Annotated in this window: 14 protein-coding genes; 5 read left to right on the top strand and 9 right to left on the bottom strand. The window is 71.1% G+C overall.

What is annotated here, in order from left to right:
* Window positions 1-2 precede the first annotated feature (2 nt).
* Complete coding sequence (locus ACS5PV_RS08090) at window positions 3-584, bottom strand: hypothetical protein (RefSeq protein ID WP_455394820.1); 582 nt, start codon at window positions 582-584, stop codon at window positions 3-5.
* Between the two features lie 553 nt (window positions 585-1,137).
* Here ACS5PV_RS08090 and recO point away from each other — a divergent pair.
* The 4 genes from recO to ACS5PV_RS08070 all read left to right on the top strand — a co-directional run bounded on the left by recO (window position 1,138) and on the right by ACS5PV_RS08070 (window position 4,830).
* Complete coding sequence (recO, locus tag ACS5PV_RS08085; RefSeq protein WP_455394819.1) at window positions 1,138-1,878, top strand: DNA repair protein RecO; 741 nt, start codon at window positions 1,138-1,140, stop codon at window positions 1,876-1,878.
* Window positions 1,879-2,083: 205 nt separating this feature from the next.
* A complete protein-coding gene (gene parC / locus ACS5PV_RS08080; protein ID WP_455394818.1) occupies window positions 2,084-4,330 on the top strand; it encodes a DNA topoisomerase IV subunit A in 2,247 nt (748 codons plus the stop codon).
* A gap of 18 nt (window positions 4,331-4,348) precedes the next feature.
* Entirely contained in the window at window positions 4,349-4,639 is a 291-nt protein-coding gene (locus tag ACS5PV_RS08075; RefSeq protein WP_455394817.1) for a hypothetical protein, read from the top strand.
* Window positions 4,636-4,830, top strand: a complete 195-nt coding sequence (locus ACS5PV_RS08070) for a hypothetical protein (RefSeq protein ID WP_455394816.1) — start codon at window positions 4,636-4,638, stop codon at window positions 4,828-4,830. The genes ACS5PV_RS08075 and ACS5PV_RS08070 overlap by 4 nt, the downstream gene beginning before the upstream one ends.
* A gap of 175 nt (window positions 4,831-5,005) precedes the next feature.
* Here the strand turns inward: ACS5PV_RS08070 and ACS5PV_RS08065 are convergent, their stop codons facing one another.
* Entirely contained in the window at window positions 5,006-5,503 is a 498-nt protein-coding gene (locus tag ACS5PV_RS08065; RefSeq protein WP_455394815.1) for a MucR family transcriptional regulator, read from the bottom strand.
* 297 nt (window positions 5,504-5,800) lie between these two features.
* On the opposite strand from ACS5PV_RS08065, the gene ACS5PV_RS08060 reads away from it, so the two are divergent.
* The gene (locus ACS5PV_RS08060; protein ID WP_455394814.1) at window positions 5,801-6,019 is read left to right on the top strand and encodes a hypothetical protein; all 219 of its coding nucleotides are present in this window, start codon (window positions 5,801-5,803) and stop codon (window positions 6,017-6,019) included.
* A 274-nt stretch (window positions 6,020-6,293) separates the two neighbouring features.
* On the opposite strand, the gene ACS5PV_RS08055 is transcribed toward ACS5PV_RS08060, so the two are convergent.
* The 7 genes from ACS5PV_RS08055 to ACS5PV_RS08025 form a co-directional block, all read right to left on the bottom strand.
* Window positions 6,294-7,334: a PAS domain-containing protein gene (locus ACS5PV_RS08055; protein ID WP_455394813.1), complete on the bottom strand. Its 1,041-nt coding sequence runs from the start codon at window positions 7,332-7,334 to the stop codon at window positions 6,294-6,296.
* A 131-nt stretch (window positions 7,335-7,465) separates the two neighbouring features.
* Window positions 7,466-8,506, bottom strand: coding sequence for a PAS domain-containing protein (locus tag ACS5PV_RS08050; protein ID WP_455394812.1), 1,041 nt, complete (start codon window positions 8,504-8,506; stop codon window positions 7,466-7,468).
* A 201-nt stretch (window positions 8,507-8,707) separates the two neighbouring features.
* Window positions 8,708-12,025, bottom strand: coding sequence for a helicase HerA domain-containing protein (locus ACS5PV_RS08045; RefSeq protein WP_455394811.1), 3,318 nt, complete (start codon window positions 12,023-12,025; stop codon window positions 8,708-8,710).
* A complete protein-coding gene (locus ACS5PV_RS08040; protein WP_455394810.1) occupies window positions 12,022-12,717 on the bottom strand; it encodes a hypothetical protein in 696 nt (231 codons plus the stop codon). The genes ACS5PV_RS08045 and ACS5PV_RS08040 overlap by 4 nt, the downstream gene beginning before the upstream one ends.
* A complete protein-coding gene (locus ACS5PV_RS08035) occupies window positions 12,714-13,712 on the bottom strand; it encodes an endonuclease domain-containing protein (protein WP_455394809.1) in 999 nt (332 codons plus the stop codon). Before ACS5PV_RS08035 ends, ACS5PV_RS08040 begins: the two co-directional genes overlap by 4 nt.
* A gap of 200 nt (window positions 13,713-13,912) precedes the next feature.
* Window positions 13,913-15,097 carry an L-dopachrome tautomerase-related protein gene (locus ACS5PV_RS08030; protein ID WP_455394808.1) on the bottom strand — a complete coding sequence of 395 codons (1,185 nt, stop codon included), beginning with the start codon at window positions 15,095-15,097 and terminating at the stop codon, window positions 13,913-13,915.
* A gap of 78 nt (window positions 15,098-15,175) precedes the next feature.
* Window positions 15,176-16,516 (bottom strand): LLM class flavin-dependent oxidoreductase, encoded by a 1,341-nt coding sequence (locus tag ACS5PV_RS08025; RefSeq protein ID WP_455394807.1) that lies wholly within the window; start codon window positions 16,514-16,516, stop codon window positions 15,176-15,178.
* Window positions 16,517-16,569: the final 53 nt, after the last annotated feature.

Below are 16,569 nucleotides of genomic sequence, written 5' to 3'. Positions count from 1 at the left end.
CCTCACGGCTTGTCATTTCGTTCAGGCCGTCCGTCGTCGGCCTTACGGCCCTTAACAGGTCCAGGGTCGGTCGGACCTATGGTGGGCGCCTCAGGAAAAGGCTTGGGGAAGCCATTGTCGAGCCGCCGCAGCCTGACAAAATCGCCGGTGTCGGAAAACTCGAATTCATACATGGCGCGAAGGGGACCGGCACTAGTCTCCCCGGCGCTGGTAGCCTTATTGCTTCCTCCGCCACCCGGCGCCCCGATCAACCCACTTGCGATAGTTGTGAGCAACTTGACGAATTCGGTGCTGTCCAAGTTGGTGTCGAGGCTCTTCAAACCGCCCGCCTCGTAGACAGTCTTCACGTCGTTCTTGGCGAGGAACGCAGTGAATTGCAGGGCATACCCTCTATTGTAGTTCGGAATGAACTCGATTGTCGCACCCTTGTTGAACACCATCAGGATCGGCTTGCGATCGTAGACGCGTATCCCCGGTGTGATGTTGTCTCCGGGTGCAACTGGTACCGCCGTCGTCGAAGCGCAGTCGGTGAGAAGTCCGATTGATAAAAAAATGGTGGCAATTCGGCTGACCGCCCCCCACATGTCGGCCTCCATGTTTCGACTAGGCGCAATCAACCAGTGTATAATGACAGATTTCAAGCCCATAAAAAACATCAACGAGCTTTCGCGGCCAATGTGACAAAGTGGCCACACTTTTAATCCGCCATTTATGGCGTTTGTATTCCCACCCTAGCAGGACTCACGATGTCCCCCGGGTCGCCACAGTGCAAGCGACGCCCTTCCACAATCCTGTGATTATCACCTTTGAGGAAAGGTGCGTTCCAAAGCGCGAGCGATAAACCCGGGGCATTCTATCAGGGAGGCCCGAGCTAACTGAGAGGCCCGACGAAAATCGAAAGATGGGGGCGGGGCAGGTGGACGAGCGTCCGCTGCGCCGCCTGATGCCCGTCAGGATCCGGCCGCCATCCCCAGGTAGCAATCTCAGATGTCGGAAAACACCTGTTTTCCGCACATCCAAGCATGACGTCCGGAATCGCCGCACCGGGCCCACAGCGGTCTCCACGGGCGCAAGCGGACGAGGCTTCGCGCCCGAAACCCAGTTCAGTTCCGCTCCCCGAGCGGCTATGGACCCTCCATGCAGTGGACGGATGACGGGCTGGTTCTCGGGGCGCGGCGGCACGGCGAGACCGGCGTCGTCCTCGAACTGATGACCGCCGAGCACGGCCGGCATCTCGGCCTCGTCCATGGCGGGCGCTCGCGCCGGATGCAGCCGGTGCTCCAGCCCGGTAACCTGGTGCGGGCGGTGTGGCGCGCGCGGCTCGACGAGGGCCTGGGGTCCTACGCGGTCGAGCCGATCGCGAGCGCCAGCGCCCGGCTGATCGGCTCGCGCCTCGCGCTCTACGGCATCGGCTACGCCGCCGGGCTGATGCGGCTCCTGCCCGAGCGCGATCCGCATCCCGCCCTGTTTGCTGCCGCCAGGGTGCTGATCGAGCACCTGCACGAGCCCGCGATCGCCCCCGCCCTGATGGTGCGCTTCGAACTCGCGATGCTCGCCGAGCTCGGCTTCGGCCTCGACCTCTCGGCCTGCGCGGCCACCGGCACCAACGAATACCTCGCCTACGTCTCGCCGAAGAGCGGGCGGGCGGTGAGCGCGGCGGCCGGCGAGCCCTGGCGCGACCGGCTGCTCGCGCTGCCCGACTTCCTGGTCGACCGCCCCGACCGCCGCGGCCTCAACGTGCCGAGCGAGCGGGAGATCAAGCAAGGGTTTACCTTAACGGGTTATTTCCTCGACCAGCACATCTGGGGCCCGCGCGATCTCGCCGAGCCGGAGGAGCGGGCGCGCTTCGTCGCGCTCGGGACCGCCGGGTCTGTGTGATCCCTCGGCTCCGGCGCATGCGGAGCGTTCGTCGGAGCCGAGGCAAGCCCGAACGGGCGCCGGCGCCGATGCGCCGGACGCCTTCGCGCAGGCGAAGGCACTCTCCGATTGCCAGGAAGGGTTGTCTCGCCTTCCTGGCAATCGGAGAATGTTCGTGTTATGTTCTCGCCTTGAGACCGCCGAAACCGTGAGTTGACGTCCGCCCATGGGAAAGCCCTTCGAGCCACCCTCCGACCGCGACGGGATCGAGAACGTCGACCTGAAGGCGGCGCTGGAGGAGCGCTACCTCGCCTACGCGCTCTCGACGATCATGCACCGGGCGCTGCCCGATGCCCGTGACGGCCTGAAACCCGTGCACCGGCGCATCCTGCACGCGATGCGGCTTTTGCGCCTCGATCCCGGCAGCGCCTACAAGAAGTGCGCCCGCGTCGTCGGCGACGTGATCGGCAAGTATCACCCGCACGGCGACGTCGCGGTCTACGACGCGCTGGTGCGCCTCGCCCAGGACTTCGCCCAGCGCTACCCCCTGGTCGACGGCCAGGGCAATTTCGGCAACATCGACGGCGACAACCCGGCGGCCCAGCGGTACACCGAGTGCCGGATGACCGAGGTCGCCCGCCTCCTCCTCGAGGGAATGGACGAGGATTCGGTTGATTTCCGCCCGAACTACGACGGGCAGGAAGAGGAGCCGGTCGTCCTGCCGGCGGCCTTCCCGAACCTGCTCGCCAACGGCTCGCAGGGCATCGCCGTCGGCATGGCGACCTCGATCCCGCCGCACAACGCGGCGGAGCTGTGCGAGGCGGCGCTCTACCTCATCACCCACCCGGCCGCGACGTCGGAGCAGCTGACCACCTTCGTCAAGGGACCCGACTTCCCGACCGGCGGCATCGTGATCGATTCGGCGGCCTCGATCGCCGAGGCCTACCGCACCGGGCGCGGGGGGTTCCGGGTCCGGGCGCGCTGGCAGAAGGAGGACCTGGGCCGCGGCACCTGGGCCGTCGTCGTCACCGAGATCCCCTACGGCGTGCCGAAGGCGCGGCTGATCGAGAAGATGGCCGAGCTTCTGCAGGAGAAGAAGCTGCCGCTGCTCGCCGACGTGCGCGACGAATCGGCCGAGGACGTGCGGGTGGTGCTGGAGCCGCGCTCGCGCACCGTCGATCCCGTCGTGCTGATGGAATCGCTGTTCCGGCTCACCGAGCTCGAGAGCCGCATCTCGCTCAACATGAACGTGCTCGTCGGCGGCACGGTGCCGCGGGTGATCGGCCTGGCGGAGGCCCTGCGCGAATGGCTCGACCATCGCCGGGTCGTGCTCCAGCGCCGCTCGCGCCATCGCCTCGCCCAGATCGAGCGCCGGCTCGAGATCCTCGGCGGCCTGCTCATCGTCTATCTCGACCTCGACCGGGTGATCCAGATCATCCGCGAGGAGGACGAGCCGAAGGCCGAGCTGATGCGGGTCTTCGAACTCTCCGAGTTGCAGGCCAACGCCATCCTCGACACGCGCCTGCGCTCCTTGCGCAAGCTGGAGGAGATGGAACTGAAGCGCGAGCACGATGCGCTCACCAAGGAGAAGGCCGACCTCGACGGCCTGCTCGGCTCCGACGACAAGCAGTGGAAGTCGATCGCGACCCAGATCCGGGCCGTGCGCAAGACCTACGGCCCCGAGACGCCGCTCGGCCGGCGCCGCACCACGCTCGAGAACCCGCCCGACACCTCCGGCATCGACTTCTCCGAGGCGATGGTCGAGCGCGAGCCGATCACCGTGATCGTGTCGCAAAAAGGCTGGATCCGGGCGCTCAAGGGCCACGTCGCCGACCTCTCGGCCGTGCAGTTCAAGGGCGACGACATCCTCAAGGTGAGCTTTCCCACCGAGACGACGGCGAAGATCCTGGTGCTGGCCTCGAACGGCAAGGTCTTCACGCTGGACGCCGCCAAGCTCCCCGGCGGGCGCGGCTTCGGCGATCCGATCCGCCTGATGGTCGACATGGACGAGGGCTCGGAGATCGTCACCGTCTGGGCGCACAAGCCCGGCGTGAAGCTTCTGCTCTGCACCACCGACGGCCGCGGCTTCGTCACCCCGGCCGACGGGCTCGTGGCCAACACCCGCAAGGGCAAGCAGGTGATCGGCCTCGACGAGCCGGCGACCGCCAGCCTCGTTACCGAGGTGGGGGAGGGCGACCACGTCGCGGTCTGCGGCACCAACCGCCTGATGACGGTCTTCCCGCTGGCCGAGATCCCCGAGATGGTCCGCGGCAAGGGCGTGCGGCTGCAGAAGTACCGCGACGGCACGCTCGATTCCGTGGTGATCTTCCGCCTCGCCGACGGCCTGACCTGGCCCGACAGCGCCGGGCGCACCCGCTCGGAGGCGGGCACGGAGCTGGCGAAGTGGGTCGGCCATCGCGGCGGCGCCGGCGCGATGGCGCCGCGGGGCTACCCGAAGTCGGGTCGCGCGTGACCGGGGCCCGGATCGCGCATGGCGAGCGGGCCGCAACCCGGCGAGACGAGTGAGGACGCGGACGACGACGAGCGCGCGCAACTCGCCCGCGACATCCTCGTCCACAACGAGCAGGTGAAGCTGACCGCGAACTTGATGAATATCGGGGCGGCCGGCTTCACCATCACGGGCATCGTCGCCCCGCTCACCGCCGCCATGGCGACGACGGGCCGCGTCAACGCGCCCGCCCTCGCGCTGATGGTCGTTTGGTTCGTGCTCGGCGTTGGTCTACACTTCGGTGCGAGGCTGACGTTGACGACCCTGCGATGATGAGCCTGACGACCTATGCCCTGGTCCTGGTGCCCTGCCTCGTGGGGGGCGCCGCCGCGCTCGGCCTGGTCGGCTTGCGCCGGTCGGCCGAGCGCCTCGACCGGCGCACGGCACGGATCGCCGCAGATGCGGCGCCGCGTCGTCCGCGCGAGGATCGAGCCCGGGCCGTCCGGCGCGCAGCCGGGCGCTGATCGAGGGTGCATCCCTCGCCGTCGTCCCTGGGTCCGTGGACGACGACCGTCGCCCGCCCCGGTGCCGGCCGGCGGCATCCGGGCGAGGTACGGATGTCGCGAGGACGCCACGATCCGTCCCGGGCGCGAGCCGGCCCTGGGACGATCGGCCGGATCCGACGCGTCGGCGCTTGCCTCAGCCCTCGGCGGGAGCATCCTTCCGCGGGCGGCCGCGGCGGGCCGGTGCGGCGGCGGGCTCGGCTTGCGCCTTGCGCGCGGCGGCGCGCTCGCGCCGAATCTGCCCGAGGCCGAGGCTCTTGGCCAGCTCGGAGCGCTGGGCCGCGTAGGTCGCCGCCACCATCGGGTAATCGAAGGGCAGGCCGAACTTCTGGCGGTACTCGTCCGGCGTGTAGCCGCGCGTCGTGAGGTGGCGCTTCAGGCTCTTGTATTGCTTGCCGTCGAGGAAGCTCGTGATGTGGTCCGGCGTCACGGATTTCCGGATCTGGGCGGCGGTGACCTTGTGATCCTCCTCCGGCTGAGCCGCCGGCTGGCCGAGTCCAACCAGCGTTGCGTGTATCGATGCAATCAGGCCGGGCAGATCGGCGACCCGAACGTTGTTGTTCGAGACGTAGGCGCCGACGATGTCACTCGTCAGCTCGATCATCGGAGGGGTGAGGGAGACCGCGTCGTCCATTTTTTCTTCCAAATATCCAACCGCTCCTGTGATGGGCGCCTGACGTTCCAGGGTCAATCGCCATGATCGAACAATCGGCGGCTAAATTCGCCCGGCGGGCGGATCTCATGGGGATTAAGCTTGCAGGCAGCGCCACCGCGAGGATCGCCTCGGCGAGAACAAGCACCGAAACTCAGTATCGGGACGGCAAAGCGGCGCGTCCCCCGGCGGACCGTGCGCCCTCATCCCGTACGGCCCCGCTCGAACCGGAAGCCGGGAGCGGCGTTCGCTGACGGACGCGGTGCGGGAGCAGCAGCCATGGATGTCGGGCGCGTGGATGGCGGGCGGAGGTCGGGCCGTCTCGGCCGGGTGGTCGAGGTCGGGATTCGCGGGCAGGCCCGCTACGCCCGGATGGCGAGCGGCGAGACGATCTGGTGGGGCTCGGAGGAGGACGTGCCGGACCGGGTCGCCCTCGCGGCCGCGACCCTGTGCGAGGCCGACGGGCGCGCGACAGGGCGCAGCCGCGCCACGGCCTGATGCCGGCGGTCGTCGAAGAACGACCATCGGTTCCGCCCGCGAAGCCTCGCGAGCGGCATCTCGACCATCCTTTCCGCCCGTGCAGCAGGGATGACCGCAAGAGGAATGCCGGTGCTCCCGGGTCGGCGGCGAAAGAACACGGTCCGGGAGCCCTTCACCGTCATCGAGGCGGCGCGGCGCATGTCGAGGTTGTTCAAGGGCTCGTTCCCGAGCCGCTCGGTCGCCTCGTCGGCAGCCGATGTCATTCTCGACGGTGATCTTCCGGGAAACGGCGTCACGACTTGGCGATCGCGACGGTGCCGTCATCCATCGCGATGAACCGGATGCCCGCTTGGCGCAGGGCCGTCACGGCCTTGTGGCGGGAGCGGGCGCCCTGGGTCTCGGCGTCGGCCTCGAGGCGCCGCACGGTCGAGAGCGACAGGCCGCCCGCCTCGGCGAGCCGCATCATCGACCAGTCGAGCAGCCCGCGCGCCGCCCGCAGGTGATGGCCCCGCACCGCCTGCTCGAGAGCGTGCCGCAGCCGCGAATCCCGCGGAGCGCCCCCGGCGCGGACCGGCGCGCCGGATTCGTGGATCGGGTATTTCACCCCGGCCCGGCCGATATAGGTTCCGGCCTCGTCCCAGAGCGGGACGCCGACGATGCGGAACTGCCACAGCTCGCCGTTGGCCAGGCGCTCGTGTGCGGTTCCCTGGAAGTGCAGCCGACGGTCGTGCAAGTCCCAGGCCCGATCGCGAAAGGCCTCGCGCTCCTCGGGCACGATCATGACGAACGGGTCGACGTTGATCTCCTGCAGGGATGGCCCGTGCACCCGCGCCACCTCGGCGGGGAACTGGTGCACGAGGTCGAGCCCCAGGGAATACGTCGTGGCGTAGGAGGTCAGATAGAGGGCTTGGCGCCGGCGCTGCTCGGTGGTCTGGAGCTGCCTCAGCCGCTCGCGGTCGGTGACGTCGAGGGCGACCCCGCGCAGGGAGAGCGGCCGTCCCTCCGGCGAGACCTGGAGCTCCGACAGGACCGACAGGACGCGCAGCTCGCCATTCGGCCGGATCACCCGCAGGACCGACGTCGGGGCGACGTAGCCCTGGAGGACGTCGCCCGGGGCGGTCAGCCGCGCGCGGTCCTCCGGATGCACGAGGTCGAGGAAGAGGCCGTAGCTCGCGGCGGTGGTGCCGGGATCGAGCCCGAGCAGCCGGAAGAAGCCCGGCGACCAGCGCTGCTCGCCGGTGGCGAAGACCCAGTGCCAGCCCCCCGCGAAGCCGGACCCCTCGATGATGTGCAGGAAGACGTCGGACGAGAACCTGAGATCGGCGGAGTCCATGCGCTGTGCGGTCGGGGCGGCGGGCCCATGGGGATAGGAGATCCGGCGGCGGACCTGAAGCCGGACTTTCACCGTGTCACGGTTAAGTGTACCTCACGAAACTCCCGGCCGGGCGCCCCGGGCGTCGCGCTTCAAGACTTGGCGACCGCGAGCGTGCCGTCATCCATCGCGATGAACCGGATGCCGGCTCGGCGCAGGGCCGCGACGGCCTTGTGGCGGGAGCGGGCGCCCTGGATCTCGGCATTGGCCTCGAGGCGCCGCACCGTCGAGAGCGACAGGCCGCTCGCCTCGGCGAGAGCCGCCATCGGCCAGTCGAGCAGCCCGCGCGCCGCCCGCAGGTGATGGCCGCGCACCGCCTGTTCGAGCGCCCGTCGCAGGCCGGCATCCTCGGGGGTGTCGCGACGCCCCGCGGGCGCACCCGATTCGAGGACCGGGTACTTCATGCCGGTCCAGCCGCGATACTCGCCCGCCTCGCTCCAGACCGGAACGCCGACGAGGCGGAAACGCCGGACCTCGCCGCTGGCCAGGCGCTCGTGCGGCGTTCCCTGGAAGCGCATGTGGCGGTCATGCATGTCCCAGCCCCGGTCGCGGAAGGCCCCGCGCTCCTCGGGCACGACCATCAGGAACGGATCGACCTGGATCTCCTCCAGCGACAGCCCGTGCACCTGCGCCACCTCGGCGGGGAAGTGATGGACGAGGTCGAGGCCGAGGGAATACGTCGCCGTATAGGAGGTCAGGTAGAGGGCCTGGCGCCGCCGCTGCTCGGCGACCTGGACCTGGCGCAGCCGCTCGCGATCGGTCACGTCGAGGGCGACCCCGCGCAGGGAGAGCGGCCGACCCTCCGGCGAGACGCGCAGTTCGGACAGGATGGACAGCACGCGCATGTCCCCGCTCGGCCGGATCAGCCGGACGGTCGCGGTCGGCGAGACCTGGCCTTGCAGGACGTCGCCTGCGCTCGCCAGTCGCCCTCTGTCGTCGGGATGCAGGAGGCCGACGAGGAGATCGTAGCCGGCCGTCGTGGCGCGTGGATCCAGTCCGAGAAGCCTGAATAAACCTGGCGACCATCGCTGCTCGTTCGAGGAGAAGGACCAGCTCCATCCTCCTGCAAGCCCATATTCTTCGATCGTGCGCAGAAAGATCTCGGAATATGTCTTGAGGTCGGATGCGTCCATGCGCGCGACAGTCAGGGCGGGCAATACTTGTTATGCCTTAAGGGCTGCATGCCGCTGCCTCAAGGTCGAAGCCGCCGTCTCACGGTTAGACGGTGGATGCCCGGGATGGGTTCGGCGGCCCGCGCCGGTTGGGGGGCTCACGCGAAACGCCCGATCGCCGGCGTCGCCCGACATGGCGGCGCCGACGAGCGGGAGGCGCACCTATCCCTCCCGCGCCGCCTCCGCCGGGCTCGCGGAGCGCCGGGCCCGGGCGACGACCTCGTGCGGTGCCGGCGGGTTGGCCGGGTGGTGGCTGAGGCAGAGCGGCGTGCGCAGCTTGGCCGGCTTGCCCGAGCCCTCGGTGGAAAAGTAGAACTCGCCCGCCCCGAGCCGGCCGATGTCGGGCGCCGCCCCGCCGCTCGCCGCCATGATCTCCTGGGCCGCCGCGATGGTGGCCGGCGCGCTCTGGCGGCCGAAGAACTGCGTCGTGCAGTTCGACACGACCTGGTTGTGGATGCCCTTCGGCACCTGCGTCGCCACGATCATCCCGAGGCCGTACTTGCGCCCCTGCGCCACCAGCTTGATGCCGCTGCCGAGGCTCGGCGGCGTGCGGCCCGAGGGCAGGAAGGTTTGCGCCTCGTCGACGACGTAGAGCAGGCCCCGCGGCGACGGATTCTGCTTGATCCAGCCGAACAGCGCCATCTGCAACCGGTTGACGAAATCCTCCCGCGCCGCCTCCGAGGCGAGGCCCGACAGGTTGACGACCGAGATCCGGGTGCGATCGCCGTCCGGGCCGAAGAACAGCCGGGCGGGATCGAGCACCGCGCCCTCGATCCGCAGCAGCGGGTTGGTGGCGACGGCGGCGCGCAGCTGGTCCGCCATGGCGGCGGCGAGCTTCATGGCGTTGCCGATCTCGCTGGTGCCGTCCGGCAGGTCGGCGAGCAGATCGGTGAAGGCCGACAGCGTGCCGCCGCCGCGGGCGGCGAAGGCCCGGAGCGCGTCGGCCAGCACGCCGCGCTGGAGGGTCTTGCCGGCCCCGGCGAGCGGTCCCAGGGTCTCGGCCGCCATCTCGATCGCCTGGCCGCGCTCGTCGCGGTCCTCGCTCGCGGCGAGATCCGGCATCACCGAGAGGAAGAGCGGGTTGCCGGCATGCACGCCGGGCGTCCACACCACCACCTCGACCCGCTCGGCATAGAGACCGGCCTTGCGGTCGTCCTCGGGCGTGAACCTGTCCGGCCGCTCCGGCCATGGGTCGCCGAGGCGCGACAGGTCGTTGTTGGGATCGACCACGATCGCCGGGATCCCGGCCAGCGCCGCCTCCTCGACGAGACGCCGCAGCAGCACCGTCTTGCCCGAGCCGGACCCGGCGATGATCGCGGTGTGGCGCGGCAGGAGCCGCAGCGGCAGCGAGACGGTCGGCGCGTCCGGGGTGAGGCGGTGGCCGACCGGAATAGCGTCGGGGGTGGGATCGGGGGCCCGGGGCGGGGAGGTGGCGGGCCGGGGCGCGGGCGCGGGCGCGCCGGGCGGCGGATCCGCGACCCGCGCCACCGTCGCGATGGCGTGGGCCGGCACGGCGCGACGCCCCGGCTCGGCCTCCGGGGACCGATGCCGAGGCGTCGCGGTCTCGGCCCGAGTCGATCCCTCCTCGGGCTCGGGGATGGCCGCCGGCGGATCGACGTCAGGCCGGGGCTGGCGCGGCGGCAGCGGCGGCAGGGGGGCGCGACCGCGCCTTGTCCGCGGCGGCTCCGCCGTGCCGTCCCCCGGCAAGCCGATCCGGCGGAAGAACGCCGTCCCGCGCACCGGCAGCGTCTCGCGCATCCAGCTCTCGAACCGGTCGAACCGTCCGTCCCGCAACGCCGCGTCGCGCAGGTCGCGCAGGGCCGCGAAGGTGCGCAGGTCGTCGTCCGACGGATCGATCAGCTTGCCGCCGGCGGCCATGAACCGGTCGACCAGTGTGCTGGTCTTGGCGCCGGCCGGCACCGGGCCGCGGCGCACCACCAGCAATTCGCGGCCCGGGATCCTGGACGAGATGCCGGATGCGGTGAGCGCGGCCCGCAGGCGGGCCTGGAACGCGATCGCGTGCGGCTGGAGCAGGGCGCGGTAGCAGACGTGGCGCTCGCGGTCGTTCTCGTCGCGGTGGAGGAAGGTGAGGCGGCCGTGCAGCGGCGGCAGGCGCTGCTCGGGCTCGCCCTTGCTCACCACGTCGACCGCGTCGTGGGGATCGTCCTCCAGGGCGTAGAGGTCGAAGGCGGCGCGCAAGAGCTCGCCGAGCCCGGCATCCTCGTCGTCGAGGATGCCGGAGATGTCGGCGTCGCGGCGGGCCTCGTCGAGGTCGAACTCGGGCACGGCCACGGGCGGCGGCGGCTCGGGAGCCTTGCCGGTGAGGTCGTCGCAGACCGCGACGCTCCCGTTCGCCAGGCAGTCGCGGCGGAAGGCGTCGCAGCGCATCAGCAGCGTGCGCGGCCGCATCGCGACCCGGGCCGCGGCGGCGATCGCCGCCTCGCCGAACGGCCAGGTCGGGGAGGGCGGGGTGAAGCCGGCCTCCGCGTAGGCCGGGGCCAGGCGGGCGCGGATCAGCGCGGCGGCCGCGGCGGGCTTGTTCAGGCCCGTCAGCACCACCGGCGGCTCGAACCGGTCCATGGCCGATTTGAGCCCGCGCTCCTCCAGCCGCCGCCAGGAATCGGTCAGGCAGGTGACGAGCGTCATGCCGCGGCCGCCGCCGTCGTGCAGCTCCATCAGGCCGGCGGCCAGCATCTCGGCGAGGCCGGGGCCGGGCTCGAAATCGTCGTCGAGGGTCAGGCGGCTCGCATCGACCACGCCGTCGATCTGGTCGAGGGCGACGAGGGTCGGGCCGCTCAGCCCCATGATCCAGGCCATGCCGCGCACCAGCTCGATCGGCGCCGGCGGCGGCATGGTGAAGCCGAGGGCGGCGCGCGCCGCCGGGTCGGCGTCGTAGCCTTGCAGCCAGGCATGGGCGAGGCCGACGGCGGCGAGGTCCTGGGAGCGCAGAAGGCAGAGGGCGCGGAACACGTCCTGGTGCTTGAGCGCCCGTACGGTGTCGACGTGCATCAGCGCGCGCACGAGCAGGTCGACGATTTTGCGGGTGTCGATGTTCGGCGTGTTGAACGCCTGCTCGACCTGATCCTCGACCTTGAAGCGGCGCGCGACCCCGGCCAGCACCGCGTCGGACTGGCGCCGTCCGTCCGGCATCGGCTGCATCAGGGCGGTGAGGTAGCTCAGCGCCGCGCTGCGCCAGAAATCGGTGAGGCCGAGCACGTCCAGGAGCACGAACCAGCCGCCGGAGGCCCAGACCTCGCGCCGGATCTGGCCGACGAGGTGGGTCTTGCCGATGCCCGGCTCGCCGACGAGCACCCGGCCGCGGGGGCGGCTGCCCGGCGCCTGCGCGTGGAGCGCCTCGACGATCTTCGGGACCAGGGCCTCGTTCGGCGCGCCGGTCGGCTCGGCGTCGAGCCAGACGCTGTCGAGGGTGCGCACCCAGTCGAAGTTGACGCGGCGCAGGGCGTCGAGGGCGTCGCTCATGCGTGGATCCAGATCTCGTGGAAGGGCTCGCCCGCCGGCTCGAAGGCGGCGTCCCGCTCGGCGGCGTCGAGGGCCTTGGGGTCGCTGATGCGGGTGAGCCGGATGGTCTCGTCGCCGCTCAGGATCGCCGCCAGCCCGGCATCGACCGCGGCGCGGTCGAGGTCGGCGAGCGCCGCCCGCAGGGCGCTGAGGCGCACCGGCGTCGCCTTCCGGCCCTGGGTACAGGCGAGGTAGGCCTGCTCGATGCGGGTGCGAAGCCGGTCCGGGGCGGTCGTGTCCGGTGGAGGTGCGGCCTTGGCCTTCGAGGATGCCCGAGGCTTCGCGGCAGCCTTCTTCGCGGTTCTCGGCGCCTTGGGCGCCGGCGGCACCCGCTCCGGCGCGGGGCCGACGAAGTCGGCGAGCGTCGCGCCCGTCGCGTCGAGGTGGTGGTGGAGGCGCGTGAGCCAGTCCTGGAGCACCCGCATGGCCGGCGGCAGGCCGTCGCGCAGGTGCTGCCCGGCCCAGTTCCAGCCCCTGTCGGTCACGGTCAGCCGCGAGGAGCGGCCCTCCTTCTCGACCGCCAGCAGCCCGGCTTTCACCAGGGCGTCGCGCTCGGGCTTCCTCGGTGCGATCTCGCTGTTGAGGGCGGTGCCCTGCCGGCCGAGCAGGCGCCAGAGGATCATCGCCTGAGCCGGCGTCGGCGTCTCGCTCATCGGGGAATGTCTCCGGGAGAGGGGAGGCTGCGGCGCAGCCGGACGACCGCGCGGATCTTCTCGACCGCGAATTGCAGGTCGTCGGCGACCTGATCGTTGGTGAGGCGCAGCACGAGGTAGCCGGCGACCAGAAGCTCGAAGTCGCGGTGGCGGTCCTGGGCGAATTTCGGGCTGGCCTGATGCTCCGGCCCGTCGATCTCGACGACGATGCGGTGCCGGGAGCAGAGCAGGTCGACCCGCGGCTGCCGGCCGGGGCCGGCCACCTGGACGGTCTCGTTGCCGGTGAACAGGCCGGCGAGCTCCGGGTCCTTCGCCAGGGCCGCCTCGATCCGTTTCTCGGCGTCGCTGGCGGGGTGGGCCCGCGAGCGCGGGGCGATGAAGCGCTCCGCCGCCGGCGCGGCCGCGCGGCCGACCGTGCAGGCGCCGTAGAGGATGCGGTCGTAGGGCGGGGTGTCCGGCGGCTCGGCCGGCAGGGCGAGGATGCAGGAAGCGCCCTGGCCGGCGCACCATTCCAGCGCCTCGATCGCCGCCCGCGCCCGCGCCGGGACGACCGGATCGACCTCCGCCACCAGGATCACGCTGCCGGGATCGACCGCCCGCAGCAGCTGGGCGAATTCGAGCGCGGGTGCCACCCGCCGGAACCGCGGCGGCCGCCCGGCCGCCGCGACGGTCGCCGCCGCCTTCAGCCAGGGGCCTGAGACGTCCGGTGCCTGTCCGTCCCGTCCCGGCCAGTCCGGCCAGCGGGCGAGCGCCAGGTCGGCGAGATCGTCGAGCAGGCGGTCGATCACCGCGCGGGCGGTCCGAAGGCCCTCTGCGGCGGTGAGCAGCACCGCGCGGCCGATGTCGCGCGCCGCCAGCACCTCGCCGACGCCGTCGCGCGTCAGCCCGATGACAGCGAGCCGCTCGCCCTGCCCGAGGCCGGCGACGCGCTCGGCCAGGTTGTCGGGCGTCAGGCGCAGCCGGGCCGTGGCCGTGCTCGCTTCGGACTTGTGCACGACGGGCCGCGTCCCCGGGTTGGCCGAGGACGCTGGGCGCGATTCACGGCTGTGACGCCGGGATATGCAGCACAGGTTGTCGGTCTTTTCCAGGGGGTTGTGGCGGGGTCGGCGGTGGAAGGGAGTTTTCCAGTACGCCGGACCGTGCTGGCTCCGCCCTCGACCCTCCCCGGCAGAGTCGGGGACGGTTCAGGCGCGCCTCACCTCGCCGGCCCGGCTCCCGTCGAGCCCGTCGCCGTCGGCCCCGTCCGGATCGCCCACAGCTCCGTCGGCAGGCTGATCGGGGCGCCGGGCTTGTAGTCGGCCGAGTCCTGAATGTGCGAGGTGGTGACGTAGATCGTGCCGTCCGGCCCCTCGCTGAAGGTGTCGGGCCAGCGCAGCTGCCTGTCCTGGACCAGGGTGGTCAGCCCGGCACCGCCGTTGGTCAGGTCGCGCACCTTGACCGCGTCGTCCTGCGGCGAAGTCACGTACATCCGGCCGTCCTTGCGGGAGATCAGCAGGCCGTCCGCCGGCCCGTTCTCGCCGACCGTGACGACCTTGCCCCCGAGTGTCCGGTCGGTCAGCATCTCGGGCACCACCGAGGCGGTGGCCCAGCCGGTCAGCGCGTCGGTCGGCAGGCTGTAGAGCGTCTTGCCCTTGATCGCCTGCCAGTACAGCGTCTTGCCGTCGGGCGAGAGCGCGATGCCGTCGGCCGCGAAGTTGACGCCGCGCCCGTCCGGCCGGCGCAGCGGCTGGCCGTCATAGGTCACGGTCACGCTCTTGTCCGGCATGGTCGTGGGATGGCCGGAGAGCACGCGCCTGGCCGCGCCGCTGTCGAGGTCGACGACGATCAGCGCGCCCTCGGCGCCGGAATCGGTGAGGTAGGCGGTCTTGCCGTCGGGCGAGATCCGCACGTCGTTGATGTAGGAGGCCTGCAGCACCGTCGTCGTGTCGAACGGGATCGTCTTGACCACCTGGTTGGTCTTGAGGTCGATCCCGACGAGCTTCGGCCCGTCCTTGATCACCGCTCCCATCGCGGGGGCGGCGGCATCGACCACCCAGAGCCGGTCCTGCGCGTCGGCCACCACGCTCTGCACGCAGACGAAGTGGGTCCTGGGGTCGACCTCGTCCTGTCTGGCGTTGCGCCAGGAATTCCAGCCCGCATCCGGGTAGGGGACCGGCTTGCCGTCCTTCAGCTCGGCCACCGAGACCGGCGCGTCCTCGCTCCAGCGCGGGAAGTTGACGAAGATCCGGCCGTCGCGCGCCACCGTGACGCCGGTGACCTGGTGGTCGAAGCTCGCGACCTTGTCGAGGCGGGCGCTCGATCCCTGGGCCAGGGCCGCCGGCGCGGCGCCGGCCAGGAGGAGCAGGGCGAGCCCGAGGCGGGCGCCGGCATGTCTCGTCATCGAAAAAAGCTCTCCGTCCGGGCGGTCGCCCGGACGGTGAACGCGGCGGCACCCCGCCGAGGTCCCGGGGAGTATGGCTTATCCCGCTGTCCGCTGCCCCGGCCCGTAGCCGGCGGGCGGGCGCGAGCCGAGATGCGACCGTAGGGTGCGGCCCTCGTACTCGCTGCGGAACAGGCCGCGGCGGCGCAGTTCCGGCAGGACCAGCTCGATGAAGTCGTCGAGCCCGCCCGGCAGGGTCGGGGGCATGATGTTGAAGCCGTCGGCGCCGCCTGCCCGGAACCGCGCCTCCATCTCGTCGACGATCTGCGTCGGCGTGCCGACGATCTGCGAGTGGCCCCGGGCGCCCGCGATGCGCAGGTAGAGCCGGCGCAGGCTCAGGCCCTCGCGGCGGGCGAGGTCGAGCATCAGCTGCTGGCGCGATTTCCCGCCTTCCGTCTCCGGCAATTCCGGCACCGGCCCGTCGGGGTCGAAGCCCGAGAGGTCGTGGCCGACCATGCGGCTGAGGAGCGCCAGCCCCACCACCGGGTCGATCAGCGCCTGCAACTCCTCGAACTTTTCGCGCGCCTCCGCCTCCGTGCGGCCGACGACCGGAAACAGCCCCGGCATGACCTTGAGGTCGTCGGGCGACCGGCCGAAGCGGGCCATGCGTCCTTTCAGGTCGCGGGCGAAATCCACCGCCTCGTCGAGGGTCTGGTTGGCCGTGAACACGATTTCGGCGGTGCGCGCCGCGAGGTCCTTTCCGGGGCCCGAGGAGCCGGCCTGGACCAGCACCGGCTGGCCTTGCGGCGTGCGCGGGATGTTGAGCGGGCCCCGCACCTCGAAATGCTTGCCGTGATGGTCGAGGGGCCGGAAGCCGTCGGGCTTCGAGAACTGGCCCGACGCCTTGTCGATCACCACCGCGTCGTCGTCCCAGGTGTTCCAGAGACCCAGCACCACGTCGACGAACTCTTCCGCCCGCTCGTAGCGGTCGGCGTGACGGGCGATTTTGTCGTTGCCGAAATTCGCCGCCTCCAGGTCGGTCGCCGAGGTGACGAGGTTCCAGCCGGCCCGGCCGCCGCTCAGATGATCGAGGGAGGCGAAGCGGCGGGCGACGTTGTAGGGCTCGTTGAAGCTCGTCGAGGTGGTTGCGACGAGGCCGATGCGGCTCGTCACCGCCGCGAGCGCCGAGAGCAGGGTCACAGGCTCGAAATGGCCTGAGCGGGCGGTGCGCTCGCTGGAGCGCAGGTCGCCGTCGCGGATGCCGGTGCCGTCCTCGAGGAAGATCAGGTCGAACTTCGCGGCCTCGGCGCGCTTGGCCCAGCCGACGTAGCGCTCGAGGTTGATCCCGCCATCGGCCTCGCTCGACGGGTGGCGCCAGCCGGCGACGTGGTGGCCGGTTGCGTAGAAGAAGGCGCCGAGGCGCATCGTGCCGTGTGTCATCGCTTCCTCGGGGTGACGGGACGGATGGCGTCGGATCTAGCGCAGCCTGCGCG

The sequence above is a fragment of the Methylobacterium sp. Gmos1 genome, from assembly GCF_053764715.1.
Note: the sequence above shows the minus strand (reverse complement) of the source record. Positions and strands in the feature narration are given on the sequence as shown.

Bases quoted from the DNA above. Each gene is read 5' to 3' on its own strand.
- parC (WP_455394818.1), top strand. From the start codon at position 2,084: ATGGGAAAGCCCTTCGAGCCACCCTCCGACCGCGACGGGATCGAGAAC.
- ACS5PV_RS08090 (WP_455394820.1), bottom strand. From the start codon at position 584: ATGTGGGGGGCGGTCAGCCGAATTGCCACCATTTTTTTATCAATCGGA.
- ACS5PV_RS08070 (WP_455394816.1), top strand. From the start codon at position 4,636: ATGATGAGCCTGACGACCTATGCCCTGGTCCTGGTGCCCTGCCTCGTG.
- ACS5PV_RS08050 (WP_455394812.1), bottom strand. From the start codon at position 8,506: ATGGACGCATCCGACCTCAAGACATATTCCGAGATCTTTCTGCGCACG.
- ACS5PV_RS08055 (WP_455394813.1), bottom strand. From the start codon at position 7,334: ATGGACTCCGCCGATCTCAGGTTCTCGTCCGACGTCTTCCTGCACATC.
- ACS5PV_RS08025 (WP_455394807.1), bottom strand. From the start codon at position 16,516: ATGACACACGGCACGATGCGCCTCGGCGCCTTCTTCTACGCAACCGGC.
- ACS5PV_RS08030 (WP_455394808.1), bottom strand. From the start codon at position 15,097: ATGACGAGACATGCCGGCGCCCGCCTCGGGCTCGCCCTGCTCCTCCTG.
- ACS5PV_RS08060 (WP_455394814.1), top strand. From the start codon at position 5,801: ATGGATGTCGGGCGCGTGGATGGCGGGCGGAGGTCGGGCCGTCTCGGC.
- recO (WP_455394819.1), top strand. From the start codon at position 1,138: ATGCAGTGGACGGATGACGGGCTGGTTCTCGGGGCGCGGCGGCACGGC.
- ACS5PV_RS08045 (WP_455394811.1), bottom strand. From the start codon at position 12,025: ATGAGCGACGCCCTCGACGCCCTGCGCCGCGTCAACTTCGACTGGGTG.
- ACS5PV_RS08040 (WP_455394810.1), bottom strand. From the start codon at position 12,717: ATGAGCGAGACGCCGACGCCGGCTCAGGCGATGATCCTCTGGCGCCTG.
- ACS5PV_RS08075 (WP_455394817.1), top strand. From the start codon at position 4,349: ATGGCGAGCGGGCCGCAACCCGGCGAGACGAGTGAGGACGCGGACGAC.
- ACS5PV_RS08065 (WP_455394815.1), bottom strand. From the start codon at position 5,503: ATGGACGACGCGGTCTCCCTCACCCCTCCGATGATCGAGCTGACGAGT.